This window comes from Shewanella yunxiaonensis (assembly GCF_018223345.1).
Taxonomy (GTDB): Bacteria; Pseudomonadota; Gammaproteobacteria; order Enterobacterales; family Shewanellaceae; genus Shewanella; species Shewanella yunxiaonensis.
In genome coordinates this window covers 1996439-2010811 of sequence record NZ_CP073587.1, presented here as the reverse complement: position 1 = coordinate 2010811, position 14373 = coordinate 1996439, and the positions used below count along the sequence as shown (strand labels likewise).

The following is a 14373-nucleotide window of genomic DNA, read 5'->3' as shown; positions in this document are numbered from 1 at the left end:
ATGTTCGGCAATGTCATCCCATGACGGTGAACGCTAAGTTGAATGCGTCCATGCAAAACGATGCCATTATTTTACGGCGATAATGGTAGCCCTCTTAGGTGCAGGATAGCCTTCAACCGTATAATCGACATTGTTCGGATCGAGGTAATCAACAAGTGACTCGTTCCGCATCCAAGGCGTTGAGCGTTGTTCCGCCAGTGATGTCACATCAAGGTTAACACAGCGGATATCTTTAAAATCACATCGTCTTAGCCACCGTTCTAAGGCAGCAACAGACGGGATGAACCATACATTATTCATTTTGCCGTAGCGATCTTCTGGAACCAATACCGCTTGCTCATCACCATCGATGACCAGCGTTTCCAGTACCAGTTCCCCGCCATCACGCAACTGGTCATGGAGTTGCAGCAGGTGATCAATCGGTGACTTACGGTGATACAACACGCCCATGGAAAACACCGTGTCAAACGCCTCTGATGCCGGCATCTCTTCGATACCTAATGGCAGCAGGTGCACGGGATATTCACTACCGGCGAGCTTTTTGACGGCTTCAAACTGACAGAGAAACAAAGGCGAGGGATCAATCCCCACAACCATTCTGGCACCGGCACCAAACATTCGCCACATGTGATAACCACTACCGCAACCCACATCCAACACGGTGCGAGATTGCAACGGGCTGATATGGGGAGCTATCCGCTCCCACTTCCAGTCAGAACGCCATTCAGTATCAATATGAATGCCATGAATATCGAACGGACCTTTCCGCCAGGGATGCAGTAGTTGCAGCAGATTCTCTAATTTTTCACGTTGTCCTGCTGATAGCTGGGCACCACTGCCAATGCTGACACTATCTTTAAGATCCAGCTGATCCGGCGTTGGATAATTGAGTTTTGCCAAGACTTTTTCCCACTTGGGAAGTGAGCCATTGTTGTTTTCTCGCTGCCAGTTACCGATCTTGGCCGGTAAACTCTCTAACAGAATACTAAGTTGGGAATCGGCGATATCCCGATAAAATCCGCTGAAACTGATCACTTGACTGCCACCATTGAGGCAAAATTAAAGCATTGAAACCAGACGTTAGCATGGGTAAAACCGGCATTGGTAAATCGAGCATAGTGTTGCTCGAGCGTGTCGGTTTTCATAACATTTTCCAGTGCACTGCGTTTTTGACTGATTTCCAGTTCGCTATAACCATTGGCGCGTTTGAAATCCAGATGTTGCGCATCCAGCAACTGCTGAATTGTGTCATCGGAGAAACGCAGTTTCTCGGAAAGAATCAATGCTCCACCAGGCAATAGCCCTTGATAGATATGGCTTAATAGCGCATCACGTTCTTCCGGTGGTAAAAATTGCAAGGTGAAATTGAGCACTACCAACGAAGCATTCTCAATCTGGATATCACGAATGTCAGCACACTTTAGCTCTACATCTGTATGGCTGACATAAGCTGCCAGATTTTCACGGCAGCGATCGATCATCGCTTCGGAACTATCCACGGCGATGATACGGCAATGTCGCCCCTCAATATGCCGCCGAATACTTAACGTCGCCGCGCCGAGCGAACAACCCAGATCATAAATGTTGCTATTGGGCTGAACTAACCTTTTTGCATAGTCACCGATAGTGGCAACTATCTGTCCGTAACCGGGGACAGAGCGTTTGATCATGTCACTAAAGACGCCGGCAACCCGGTCATCAAAAGCAAAGTCGGCAACCTGAGTATGTGCGGTCGCGTAAATAGTGTCCTGAGAACTGTTCATGGATATGTCTGATAGGGGAAAACCTGCGCATTTTACCGAAAGCTAACGCTTCGCATCAAGCTTCGCTAACACTAGACCTTGCCATAGCCACCGAACGTTGATGAGATAGGGGCGGTTGTCGGATTTTTGTACGTTTACATGTAGGACAGGAGGCAAGCTATAGCCAAACTAGATAAAGTGTTTGATACTTCACCGTCTGAAACAGAAGGGCTTTGGTAAACGGCAGTTTTTTCATATAATGCCGCCCTTATTTTTGTAATTCATTCCGGCGCCATCCGGCAGCAACAAAGGATAACAAGATGCGCAGCCATTATTGTGGGGACGTTAATAAGTCTCACGTTGGACAAGAAGTCACCCTGGCAGGGTGGGTTAATCGTAGCCGTGACCTCGGTGGCGTAATATTTTTGGATCTACGTGACCGTGAAGGTTTGATCCAAGTGGTTTACGACCCGGATATGCCAGAGGTGTTCAAAGTTGCCAGCAGTCTGCGTGCTGAATTCTGTGTGCAGGTAAAAGGGATCGTCCGAGCACGCCCTGACAGCCAGGTAAACAGTCAAATGCGCACTGGCGAAATCGAAGTGCTGGGAACAGAACTGACGATTATAAACGCTGCTGATCCGCTACCGCTGAGTATGGATAACTACCAGAATAACAGTGAAGAACAGCGTCTGAAGTATCGTTACCTGGATTTGCGTCGTCCTGAGATGACGCAACGGTTAATCTTCCGCGCACAAGTGACTAGTGCTGTTCGTCGGTTTTTAGACACTCACGGTTTCTTGGATATTGAAACGCCCATTCTGACAAAAGCAACTCCAGAAGGTGCGCGTGACTATTTGGTGCCGAGTCGCACCTATAAAGGTGAATTCTTTGCCTTGCCTCAATCACCACAGCTGTTCAAACAGTTGCTGATGATGTCAGGTTTTGACCGCTACTATCAGATCGTTAAGTGCTTCCGAGACGAAGACCTGCGTGCTGACCGCCAGCCTGAGTTTACGCAGATTGATATTGAAACCTCGTTTCTGACATCCGATCAGGTACGTGAAATCACTGAAGAGATGGTGCGTGGTCTGTTCCTGGAACTGCTGAATGTTGATCTCGGTAAATTCCCAGTAATGACCTGGCAGGAAGCCATGCGCCGTTTTGGTTCTGATAAGCCAGATCTGCGTAACCCGCTGGAATTGGTCGATATTGCAGACCTTGTTAAAGATGTAGAATTTGCCGTATTTAAAGGCCCGGCAAATGATCCAGAAGGTCGCGTAGTCACCATTCGGGTACCGGGCGGCGCTGCCATGTCACGTAAACAGATTGATGACTATGGTAAATATATCAGTGTGTTTGGTGCTAAAGGTCTGGCATGGATGAAGGTCAATGATCTGGCGGCTGGAATGGATGGCATCCAATCACCAATTCTCAAGTTCCTCAATGAAGACGTAGTAAAAGCACTGCTGGCGCGCACTGAAGCTCAGAGCGGCGACATTCTGCTGTTTGGTGCGGATAATGCTACCGTTGTGGCAGAGGCGATGGGTGCGCTACGTTTGAAACTGGGTCAGGATTTCAATCTGCTGCAAGGTGAGTGGCGTCCGTTGTGGGTGATCGACTTCCCGATGTTCGAGAAGGCCGATGGCGGCTGGCATGCCGTGCACCATCCTTTCACCGCTCCAAGTTCGGTGACGGCCGAAGAACTGGCCGCCAACCCTGGCGCCGCAGTCTCCGATGCATACGATATGGTGCTCAATGGCGTGGAATTAGGTGGCGGTTCTGTACGTATTCATAAGCAGAAAATGCAGGCTACTGTATTTAATATTCTGGGAATTGAAGAACAGGAAGCGCAGGAAAAATTCGGCTTCTTGCTGGAAGCACTGCGCTATGGTACTCCGCCACATGCAGGCCTGGCGTTTGGCCTTGACCGCATGGTGATGTTGATGACCGGTGCCAGTTCCATCCGTGATGTGATGGCGTTCCCGAAAACCACTACGGCGGCTTGTCCACTGACAAATGCTCCAAGTCCTGCTAACCCTCAACAGTTGGCGGAACTTGGTATCAATGTAGTGGCAAAAAACAGCGATAAAGCTGAATAATTATAGTGTTTAACCCGCAATCAAACCGGGGCCCGTGGCCTCGGTCTGTTTATATCAGGCCAGTGTTTGCCTGATAGCATGAGGAGTGATTTATGGCAGGTCATAGTAAATGGGCCAACATCAAACACCGCAAAGGTCGTCAAGACGCTAAGCGCGGTAAGCTTTTCACCAAATTTATCCGGGAACTGACTGTCAGTGCCCGTGAAGGTGGCCCTGATCCCGATTCTAACCCTCGATTGCGTGCAGCGATAGACAAAGCCCTGTCCAACAACATGACTCGCGATACCGTGGATCGTGCGATCAAACGTGGTGCTGGTGAACTGGATGGCGAAAATCTGGAAACCATCGTGTATGAAGGTTATGGCCCAGGTGGCACTGCAGTAATGGTGGAATGTATGACCGACAACCGCAATCGTTCGGTGACCGGCGTCCGTAATGCCTTTAACAAATCCGGTGGTAATTTAGGTACTGATGGTTCAGTTGCTTACCTGTTCACCAAACAGGGCGTTATCTCCTATGATGAAGGTACCGACGAAGATGCCATAATGGAAGCCGCACTGGAAGCGGGTGCCGACGATGTTGTGGTCAATGACGACAGTTCCGTTGATGTTTACACCACACCAAGTGCGTTTGGTGCAGTGAAAGATGCACTGGATGCGGCGGGTTTTGAGTCAGTTAACGCTGAAGTGACTATGGTGCCTTCTACGAAAGCAGAATTAGACGAAGAAACTGCCCCTAAATTCCTACGTCTTATCGATATGCTGGAAGACCATGATGACGTACAAGAGGTTTACCATAATGGTGAAATCTCAGACGAAATCATGGAAAAACTGGACGTATAAGGCGGCTTATGTCGATTATCCTGGGTGTTGACCCTGGCTCTCGGATCACCGGTTACGGTGTTATCCAGTGTCAGGGACGACACCAGCTTTACTTAGGCAGTGGCTGCATTCGCACATCCTCAGAAGATCTTCCCTCTCGGCTGAAACAGATTTTCGACGGCATTTCTGAAATTATTCGTCAGTATCAACCCGAACAGCTCGCAATTGAGCGAGTGTTTATGGCAAAAAATGCTGACTCTGCACTTAAACTTGGTCAAGCGCGTGGTGCGGCAATTGTTGCAGCTACCGTGGCAGGATTACCGGTGTCAGAGTACTCCGCCACGCAAATTAAAAGCGCCATTGTCGGTACTGGCCGCGCTCAGAAGACCCAGGTACAGCATATGATCCAGCACCTGTTGCAACTACCCGCAAAACCGCAGGCGGATGCCGCAGATGCACTCAGCGTGGCACTGTGTCATTATCATACCTGTCAGAGCCTGGTCTCTCTTGGCGGCAAGGCAAGTATCAGAACTTACGGAAGATATAAATGATAGGGCGTTTACACGGTATTCTGCTGGAAAAACAGGCTCCGGATGTGCTGTTGGATGTGCAGGGGGTTGGCTATGAATTGCAGATGCCGCTCACCAGCTTTTACGAACTACCAGAATTGAACCAGGCGGCAACCATTTACACCCATTTCGTGGTGCGGGAAGATGCGCAACTTTTGTATGGTTTCATCACCAAACAGGAGCGGTCGCTGTTCCGGTTGCTGATCAAAGCTAACGGTGTTGGTCCGAAACTGGCGTTAACCATTTTGTCAGGCATGACCGCCCAAGAGTTTGTCAATTGTGTCGAGCGTGATGATATTGCCACGTTGGTGAAACTTCCCGGTGTGGGTAAAAAAACCGCCGAGCGTTTATTGGTAGAAATGCGCGATAAACTCAAGAGCCTGCTGGAAACTGCCAGCGGTAACGAACGTGAGTTTGTGCTCAAATCCAATTATGCGCCGCCCATTATCAACAGTGCCGAAGAAGATGCTATGGCGGCTTTGCTGGCGCTGGGTTACAAACCGGCACAAGCCAGTAAAGCGGTATCATCAGCTTTTGAAGAGGGGATGGATTCTGAAACCCTTATTAAAGCTGCGCTTAAATCGATGTTATAAGCATGAGGCCTGGTTATGATTGAGGCAGACAGACTGATTCAGCCCCACAGTAACAATCCGCAGGAAGAGTTGATCGACCGCGCCATGCGGCCAAAACTGCTGGATGAATACACCGGGCAGAATGAAGCCAGAACTCAACTGAAAGTATTTATTCAGGCAGCCAAAAACCGTAACGAAGCCTTAGATCACATGTTGATCTATGGCCCGCCAGGATTGGGTAAAACCACCTTGGCGATGATTGTTGCTAATGAAATGGGCGTGAACATCAAGTCCACTTCCGGTCCGGTGTTGGAAAAAGCGGGTGACTTAGCGGCACTGCTGACTAATCTCGAAGCTGGCGATGTGCTGTTTATCGATGAAATCCATCGGTTAAGCCCTGTGGTTGAAGAAATTCTTTATCCCGCAATGGAAGATTATCAGTTAGACATCATGATTGGTGAAGGCCCGGCTGCGCGTTCTATCAAACTGGATATTCCTCCGTTTACATTGATCGGCGCGACCACCCGTGCTGGAGCGTTGACTTCGCCATTGCGTGCACGTTTCGGGATCCCGCTGCGGTTAGAGTTTTACAATGTGGACGATCTTAGCACTATTGTGACACGGTCCGCTTCGATGCTGGGACTGCCGTTAGAACAGGATGGCGCCAGAGAAATTGCTTGTCGTTCCCGCGGCACTCCGCGTATTGCCAATCGGTTGTTGCGGCGGGTGCGAGATTTTGCTGAAGTTAAACATGATGGCCGTATTACCCAGACTGTGGCGCAACAGGCGCTGGACATGCTGGATGTGGACGGAGAAGGCTTTGACTACATGGACCGCAAGCTGTTACTGGCGATTATCGATAAGTTTATGGGCGGTCCGGTAGGATTGGATAACGTGGCTGCGGCAATTGGTGAAGAGCGCGAAACTATTGAAGACGTATTGGAGCCATTCTTAATTCAGCAGGGATTTATTCAGCGGACGCCGCGAGGCCGTATCGCTACTGACCGTGCATATCGCCATTTCGGCATAATGAAACCGGAGTAGGGTATCTGACATCAAAAAGCCGCTCAATTGAGCGGCTTTTTGATAAGGCAATGATCAGGCTTTCTCGTGATGAGGTAAATCATGTGGCAACACCAAATTCATCAGAATCGCCACAATACCACAGAGACTGATCCCGGTAAGGCTGAAATCACCTACACCAAACGCCATGCCACCGATACCAAATACCAAGGTAACCCCCACAATTGCCAAATTGCGTGGTTGCGCCAAATCCACCTGCGCGCGGATCATGGAATTCAGACCGATAGCCGCAATGGAACCAAACAGCAGGCACATAATGCCGCCCATCACAGGCACAGGAATTGTTTGCAATGCTGCACCTAGCTTACCGACAAATGCCAGGATAATTGCAGTAATGGCTGCCCAGGTCATAGTGACAGGGTTAAAGTTGCGGGTCAGGGTAACCGCACCAGTCACTTCGGAGTACGTGGTATTTGGTGGACCACCCAGGGCAACGGCTGCCATGGTTGCCAGACCGTCACCTGCCAGGGTGCGATGCAAACCAGGTTTTTGCAGGAAGTCTTTCCCCGTGACATTTGAGATTGCCACAATATCACCGATATGTTCGACCGCTGGTGCAATTGCAACGGGGATCATAAAGGCGATGGCTTTCCAGTTAAATTCAGGTGTAACGAAGTTTGGAATGGAGAACCAAGCTGCATTATCAATAGCGCCAAAATCGACAATGCCCATAAACAGACTTAAGACATAGCCCACAATAATACCGGCTAAAATGGGCATCAAACGCAGTAAACCTTTGGCGAAAATGGCCACGGTAATGGTTGTTACCAGCGACGCAATCGAGATCATCAGCGCGGCTTGTTGTGGCACTAATACGGCACTGCCGTCACCCGTTTTACCTAAGGCCATGTTAACGGCGGTGGGCGCCAGCCCAAGACCGATGATCATAATCACCGGGCCAACAACAACGGGTGGCAACAGACGAGTTATAAATTCAGGACCACGCAGTTTCACCAGCGTTGATAACACCAGGTATACAGCACCAGCGGCGATCAATCCGCCCATGGTGGCGGATACGCCCCAGTGTCCAACACCGTATGTGATCGGCGCAATGAAGGCAAAAGAAGATGCCAGAAAGATTGGCACTTGGCGTTTAGTGACCAGTTGGAATATCAGGGTGCCGATACCGGCAGTAAATAGTGCAACACTGGCGTCGAGCCCCGTGAGCAGCGGGACCAATACCAGCGCGCCGAAGGCAACAAATAACATTTGTGCACCTTGCAGCGGAAGGGTGAGGTTTTTCATCGTTTTTATCCGTGGTGTAGTTAAACCGGCATATGCTAACAGCATCCCATCTACATGTTCGGATTTTTTTGAGCGATACAGCTCAAATTTTTTGCAATTGCAATGGGAATAGGTTCCAAGCGTACTCGGAGCAAGTTAAGTCGATTCCGCTAGGGACGATCTATGGTACACTTGCGCCATTGGCGCCAATCCAGATTAAACAATTTATGCGCAAACTATTTTTTCGGCTATTGGGGTGTTGTTGGTTGTTAGGCAGCATGCATGCATCTGCTGTCGAGGTCAGTCAGCTTGACCAGTCTGTTGTCAATGTTGCCTCACGTTCGGATGCTGATCGTGAGGCGGCCATTCGTGAAGCGCTCAGCAACGTATTGGTGAAAAATTCCGGTGCGCGCAGTGTGCTCAACAATAATATGGTAGCTGAACGTCTGGGTCAGGCATCATCAATGGTGATGCAGTTTGGTTATACCGATGATCAAGGCCAACTTAAGTTACAGGCATTATTCGAACACGATAAAATCATTAACCTGTTACGTGCTGCTGGTGAACCCGTATGGGGGCGGCAGCGCCCACTGACGCTCATCTGGTTAGCAAGTGATGAAAATAACCAACCGCAAATTGTGGCGGATGGGGTCACTAATGACGAGCGCCAGCTGTTTGCTGATGCGTCATCTCAGCGTGGGATCCCTGTGCTATTTCCATTAATGGATCTGGATGATCTGCAGGCGGTTAACGTGAATGATGTCCGTGGCCAGTTTGCCGATACCGTTGCCAGAGCTTCTGCACGATATCAGGCGGATTATTTTGCGATGGCATCGCTGACGACGGTTGGCGACGGCATTCATTATCAAATTTCGTTGTACGATAAGACGAATAGTGAGCAAGCTTTTATGCAGCCCCTAATTTCTGACCAAAATACTGCTGTAGATAAGCCTGCTGCAATTGCGGCAATGATGTTCACGCTTTCCAACTACTTTGTCTCTCGTTATGCGGTCGCTGATTCTGGTGAATCTCAGCAAACAACCGTGACCTTTAGCGCCATCACTCAAAAGCAGTTAGTAGAAATAGAAGCGTTTCTAAAGCAACTGACCGCGGTGAAGTCCATCACCATTGATCAGCTGCAGGGTGATAAAGTCAGCTATCGGTTGCAATTGTTTGGCTCGGTAGCTGAACTCAAAAATTTATTTAGCCTAGAATCGCGAATGGTTGCGGCACCGGAGACTGCCAGTGCAGGATTTGACAACAGTGTCAGTGCTGGCACATACGAATGGCATAGCCGCCAATAAAATTGGTGGATAGCACGTGCTGTTCTCGTAAGATTTAATGGGATACTCTGATTGACTCAACATGTTCCACTGCAGTTATCGCTGCCGGTGCATTTGCCGGATGACGAGACCTTTCAAAGCTACTACCCCGCAGCAGGGAATGATCAGCTGATCCAAACACTGCGGGCTTGTGCTGAAGGTCACGGACCTCAGGCTCTGTTTTTGTGGGGGCCAGAAAAGTCGGGGCGCACCCACCTTATTCATGCCGCTTGTGCCCATGCCAACGAACATGGGCGTAGTAGTTTCTATGTCCCTCTAGGCATTCATGCCAGTATTTCAACCGCATTACTGGAAGGATTGGAAATGCTGCATCTGGTATGCATCGATGACGTCGATGCGATTGCCGGACACCCGTTGTGGGAAGAGGCGCTATTTGATCTTTATAATCGTGTGGCGGAACGCTCAGACTGTGCTCTGGTGGTGAGTGGTCGTCACGCGCCCGCTGAATGTGGTTTCGTACTGCCAGATCTGGTTTCCCGAATGCAATGGGGGCTGAATTATCAGCTGCATCCTATGGCGGATGATGAAAAACTGGCGGCGTTGCAACGTCGTGCGGCGATGCGCGGACTGCAGTTGCCAGAGGATGTGGGCAAATTTTTATTAAACCGATTGGCGCGCGATCTTCGGACATTATTTGATGTGCTGGATAAGTTAGATAAAGCCTCTATGGTTCATCAACGTAAGCTCACCATTCCGTTTATTAAAGAGATCCTCAGACTTTAGAAAAGGGCCGCAATTAATGCGGCCCTTTTGCGTTATTGCAGAGCTTGTGGATGGCGGTCACCGCTGAGTTGTAGTGGATGTGCTGTTTCATCTAAAGACTGGATCATTTGCGGCGCATTTTTGCTATTACTGCTATCACTCAGCACCAGGTTCGACAACCAGCTTTCACCCGCGCGCATGCTCACCGGTGTTGGTAGCGATGCGGCGATAGCGCTTCCATCTAATTCAGGCATCAAATAGTTGATGATCATAGCTGCTCGCGGTTGGATATCCGCGTCGGCAACACGCCCACGTTCACCCCAATCCACCGTAACGGTGCTGGCGCTGATCACTGCGGGTTTATCTGTGATCGCGACATCACGTTGAATGCCGAGTCGGTAACTCATCATGGTTTCCTCAAACAGCATGGCGGCATCTTCGCGAGAGGTGCTGTAGTTATAAAAATCGTTGGCGCGATCTGGGCTGAAAAATCCTGAGACATCGCTCGGGACGTAGGCTTTTTCGGTCGCAGTGGCGGTATCACCCAAGAAACGTACGCCAGCGAGTGACATCATTTCAGCTGATTGCAAAGGGTAGAGCACTGCTAATTGATCAGAACCCAACGCTTGGTTGTTTGACCGTTTTGAGTAATCATCCAACAATGTTGGTCCTGTCAGACTGCTATGAATACTGCGGGGGAAGTAATCGTTGGCATGTGCTAATTCATGGTAAAGCAATGATGCTAAATCAGGTTCCAGTTCCGCTAAAGTTCTGGACTGTCGCAACGCTCTGTCACGATAAATTGAGGCATAGTCATTATCTTTGACATAACGCCAGGGCACTAAAAATTGTAAATCTTCCCCATAGGCCGAACGGTAATCCGGTGCTTCATTTATCGTGTCACGTTGGACGGCTGTTAACCATAGGTCTTCCGGATCTAAGTAAATTGCGCCAGTCACCACCCAATAAAATGAAGGTCTTACATCATAGCTAATGACAATCGCGGTGACTGATTGCAACAGCTTAGCAAAATCACTTTGGCTATCTAAGGTATTCAAAAACGCCTCAAAATTTTCACCCATCCAATCATGAGACACCAACACTCTATTCATAATGGCTTCTTTGTCGGCGTCATTTTCCGTGGTTTCCTGACCAATGAGCGGTAGTGTAGTTAAGCTGCAACTGTCGCCTAATTGATTGGAATACACACAATTTTGTAAAACTTCGCGCCATGGAGAATTTTCTCGATATAGATGAGTTCGAGCTACTGGGGTGGTGAAATAAGTGGACGTGATACTCGCTTCATTGGTGACTAACAGACTGACATCATCCGCCATCTCAACCCCATTGATACTGCCGGTCGCTCGCACTATGAGTAGCGTATCAGTAACTGTTTGCGGTGCTGTAAATAACGGGACTTCGGTGTTGTCTAATTTCATTTCCACATCGGGGCCATAGGCAATGCACCATGTAATATTTTGCGGTATGCCGCCATTTTCCCTGTCTAAACGTAAACTTACATCACCACCTTCGACCACCTGGTGATCAAGTCTCACGTTTAACCCTTCACCATCTGTTACATTGAGTGATATGTCTTCAACGTAAGTTACGCCTTTGCCACTCACTGTGAGTTGAAAACGATAGTCGCCACTGGCTGTTGCCACGAACGGTAATACCGGACTATCTGCGATAACAAGGGTAAGTGACGGCCCAGAAAGTTGTTGCCAATGAAATTGGTAGCCAGAACTTTCACTATTGTTGAGGGTGGCGACGATGCTGCTTTGCTGTTGCGTCAGATATTGTGACTGCAGATAAAAGGTGAGATGGTCGCCAATAATGGTTTGAGGAACACTTTGTGCCGTACAGCGGGCAAGCGTCTTTGATGGTGTCTGCGTCGGCGTATCCGTCCCTGAGCCAGAACCGCCACCACAACCTGCAAACATTAACACCGACAACAGCAAAACAATCCGTCGCATGGCAATTTCCTCTGCTAGCACTTGTTAGCAATTATTTGCAAAAATGTAGTAAAAAATATAACACAGGCTGAGAGGAAGCCCAACGTGATGTGACGGATCTATTTGTCTTAGAAAGTAAAATGCCTGGGATTCATGCCAGGCATTTTAGTTATAGAATGCTCAATACTTGAATAGGCGGTCGGCCAATAATAGCTTTGCCGTTCGCAACAGCGATAGGTCGCTCTATAAGTTTTGGGGTTGCCACCAGCGCGGCGATTAATTCATCATCAGTTAATTCCGGATTATCCAACCCCAGTTCTTTGTATTCGGCTTCTTTGGTTCGCATCAGTTCTCTGGGAGATAACTGTAATTGCGCGAGGAGGGTTTTGATCGCGTTGGCATCAGGCGGTGTTTTCAAATACTCGATGATGTCGATATGGCAGCCGGTGTTTTGCAATAATGTCAGTGCGTCGCGGCTTTTGGAGCAGCGAGGATTATGATATAGCGTTACGTTTGGCATCTTAACAATAACCTTTCAACAGGGGATTAGCGCGAGCATAACAAAAAATTACGGCTGCGTCAGACGCAGCCGCTGAGTTAACGAGTGACAGGCTATTGTTTAAGACTTTTCATCTGTTCTTCGGCATCGCGGAATTGCCGTAACTTGGCTTCAATTCTGGCAATTTGCAGCGGCTGTCCATCTGATTCACGATAGGCGAAATTCAGTTGATCAATCGCGCCACTGAAATCGGCTCTTAATGCCATAACTTCTGCTTTTTCATAATATTGCATCGCCTTGTTACCGGTTTGTTCATAGGCTTCGTTCAACATCTGAAATGGCAATAAGTTCTCTTTGTCATCAAAAGTCATCTGTTCCAGTATGGGAATCGCTTTGGCCGCTTGTTTATCTTCCAGATAGGCATTGGCAAGGTTGGTATTAATCACCAGCGACGATGGACGCATTTGTCGCTGCGCCTCTAGCAATTTAATCGCTTGATCATACTTTTTCGCCTCAGTCAGCAGATCCGTTTTGGTATCCAGATAAAAAAGATTATCCGGATCTTGTTTTAACAGGGGATCGATAATGGCTTCTGCGCCTTTGTAATCTTTCATTCGAAACAACGCTAATGCTTTGCCATACAGCGCGGCTTCTTTAAACACGTAGTCTTTTTTCGCTAACTGTTCGTTAAACAAGGATAAGACAGCGGTATCAGTATAACTAGAGAACCTCACCTGTATTCTGGCTTTGGCGAGATGGAAGTTTAAGCTCGGTGCCACAGTGATATGCGGATATTGTGCTGCTCGATCTCTGGCTTCAGAGATACGTGATTCAGGCAACGGGTGTGTCAGCAACATCTGTGGTGGTTTGCTGGTATATCGGTATTTAGCCGCTAATTTGCTGAAAAATGTCGCCGCGGCATTGGGGTCAAACCCGGCCGCTACCATTGTTTGCATACCGAAGCGGTCAGCTTCCTGTTCATGCTGTCGAGTGTAGTTAATCTGTGATTGAGCGCTGAGAGCCTGTGTGCTTGCTAGTGCCGCCATACCAGCTTGTGGTGCAGCAATGGTCAGTAATATCGCGCCCAACATGCCTGCGAGTGTCACCGGTCCGGTTTTCTGTTGTGCTTCAATGGAACGAGCAAGGTGACGTTGTGTGACGTGCGAAATTTCATGCGCGAGTACCGACGCCATTTCGCTTTCGTTGTCAGCATATAAGAACAGCCCGGTATGCACGGCAACGTGCCCACCAAAGAATGCAAACGCGTTAATTTCATCGTTTTGCAACATGAAAAAGTAAAAGGGGGTTCGCACGTTATTCGCGTGGGCGACTAAGCGATTGCCGAGTTCCGTAATGTATTGGGCGAGTAGGGGATCATAGAGCACTGGCGCCTGCGCTCGGATGACACGCATATACGCATCACCATAAATCATCTCTTTATCAATACTTAGTGCATGACTAGCGGCGGTACCAAGGTCTGGCAGATCGTCGCTGCTAGCAAAACTGTGGGCGCAAACCCCCAGACTTGCTGCTGCAACAGAAGTCAATATTAAGCGTTTGAAACATGAAAACATCAATGTACTCAAGCTTGAACCTTCAGAAATTTTGCCAGTAGGATATCGCTACTTGGCTTGTGGTTTGACTTGCAACTTAGGATAATAGGCCAACTTTATATTTAGCAAGCACATACAGCTAATTATCAGCATTGATGAAGTTAACTATTATGCGGTTATCCGGTTGCGATTATCATACTGCAATCTGACA

13 protein-coding genes are annotated in these 14373 nt (G+C 48.6%); 7 read left to right on the top strand and 6 right to left on the bottom strand.

Annotated elements, in window-relative coordinates; genetic code table 11:
- Positions 1–66: 66 nt before the first annotated feature.
- Together cmoB and cmoA are read right to left on the bottom strand one after the other, a co-directional pair.
- Complete coding sequence (cmoB, locus tag KDN34_RS09210) at positions 67–1035, bottom strand: tRNA 5-methoxyuridine(34)/uridine 5-oxyacetic acid(34) synthase CmoB (protein WP_212593522.1); 969 nt, start codon at positions 1033–1035, stop codon at positions 67–69.
- Positions 1032–1763: a carboxy-S-adenosyl-L-methionine synthase CmoA gene (gene cmoA, locus KDN34_RS09205; RefSeq protein ID WP_212593521.1), complete on the bottom strand. Its 732-nt coding sequence runs from the start codon at positions 1761–1763 to the stop codon at positions 1032–1034. Before cmoA ends, cmoB begins: the two co-directional genes overlap by 4 nt.
- 299 nt (positions 1764–2062) lie before the next feature.
- On the opposite strand from cmoA, the gene aspS reads away from it, so the two are divergent.
- The 5 genes from aspS (at position 2063) to ruvB (ending at position 6847) form a co-directional block, all read left to right on the top strand.
- A complete protein-coding gene (gene aspS, locus KDN34_RS09200) occupies positions 2063–3841 on the top strand; it encodes an aspartate--tRNA ligase (protein WP_212593520.1) in 1779 nt (592 codons plus the stop codon).
- A 92-nt stretch (positions 3842–3933) separates the two neighbouring features.
- Complete coding sequence (locus KDN34_RS09195; RefSeq protein ID WP_212593519.1) at positions 3934–4683, top strand: YebC/PmpR family DNA-binding transcriptional regulator; 750 nt, start codon at positions 3934–3936, stop codon at positions 4681–4683.
- An 8-nt stretch (positions 4684–4691) separates the two neighbouring features.
- Positions 4692–5213 (top strand): crossover junction endodeoxyribonuclease RuvC, encoded by a 522-nt coding sequence (gene ruvC, locus KDN34_RS09190; RefSeq protein ID WP_212593518.1) that lies wholly within the window; start codon positions 4692–4694, stop codon positions 5211–5213.
- A complete protein-coding gene (gene ruvA / locus KDN34_RS09185) occupies positions 5210–5824 on the top strand; it encodes a Holliday junction branch migration protein RuvA (RefSeq protein ID WP_212593517.1) in 615 nt (204 codons plus the stop codon). The genes ruvC and ruvA overlap by 4 nt, the downstream gene beginning before the upstream one ends.
- 15 nt (positions 5825–5839) lie before the next feature.
- Positions 5840–6847 (top strand): Holliday junction branch migration DNA helicase RuvB, encoded by a 1008-nt coding sequence (ruvB, locus tag KDN34_RS09180; RefSeq protein ID WP_212593516.1) that lies wholly within the window; start codon positions 5840–5842, stop codon positions 6845–6847.
- Positions 6848–6901: 54 nt separating this feature from the next.
- On the opposite strand, the gene KDN34_RS09175 is transcribed toward ruvB, so the two are convergent.
- The gene (locus KDN34_RS09175; RefSeq protein ID WP_212593515.1) at positions 6902–8131 is read right to left on the bottom strand and encodes a uracil-xanthine permease family protein; all 1230 of its coding nucleotides are present in this window, start codon (positions 8129–8131) and stop codon (positions 6902–6904) included.
- Positions 8132–8388: 257 nt separating this feature from the next.
- Between KDN34_RS09175 and KDN34_RS09170 the strand changes: the two genes are divergently transcribed.
- Together KDN34_RS09170 and hda are read left to right on the top strand one after the other, a co-directional pair.
- Positions 8389–9414 (top strand): DUF2066 domain-containing protein, encoded by a 1026-nt coding sequence (locus KDN34_RS09170; RefSeq protein WP_212593514.1) that lies wholly within the window; start codon positions 8389–8391, stop codon positions 9412–9414.
- Between the two features lie 51 nt (positions 9415–9465).
- Positions 9466–10176 (top strand): DnaA inactivator Hda, encoded by a 711-nt coding sequence (gene hda, locus KDN34_RS09165; protein WP_212593513.1) that lies wholly within the window; start codon positions 9466–9468, stop codon positions 10174–10176.
- Between the two features lie 32 nt (positions 10177–10208).
- On the opposite strand, the gene KDN34_RS09160 is transcribed toward hda, so the two are convergent.
- The 3 genes from KDN34_RS09160 to bepA all read right to left on the bottom strand — a co-directional run bounded on the left by KDN34_RS09160 (position 10209) and on the right by bepA (position 14183).
- Positions 10209–12131 carry a hypothetical protein gene (locus KDN34_RS09160; protein WP_212593512.1) on the bottom strand — a complete coding sequence of 641 codons (1923 nt, stop codon included), beginning with the start codon at positions 12129–12131 and terminating at the stop codon, positions 10209–10211.
- A gap of 148 nt (positions 12132–12279) precedes the next feature.
- Positions 12280–12630 carry an arsenate reductase (glutaredoxin) gene (arsC, locus tag KDN34_RS09155; protein WP_212593511.1) on the bottom strand — a complete coding sequence of 117 codons (351 nt, stop codon included), beginning with the start codon at positions 12628–12630 and terminating at the stop codon, positions 12280–12282.
- A 92-nt stretch (positions 12631–12722) separates the two neighbouring features.
- Positions 12723–14183 carry a beta-barrel assembly-enhancing protease gene (gene bepA, locus KDN34_RS09150; protein ID WP_212593510.1) on the bottom strand — a complete coding sequence of 487 codons (1461 nt, stop codon included), beginning with the start codon at positions 14181–14183 and terminating at the stop codon, positions 12723–12725.
- Between the last annotated feature and the right edge of the window lie 190 nt (positions 14184–14373).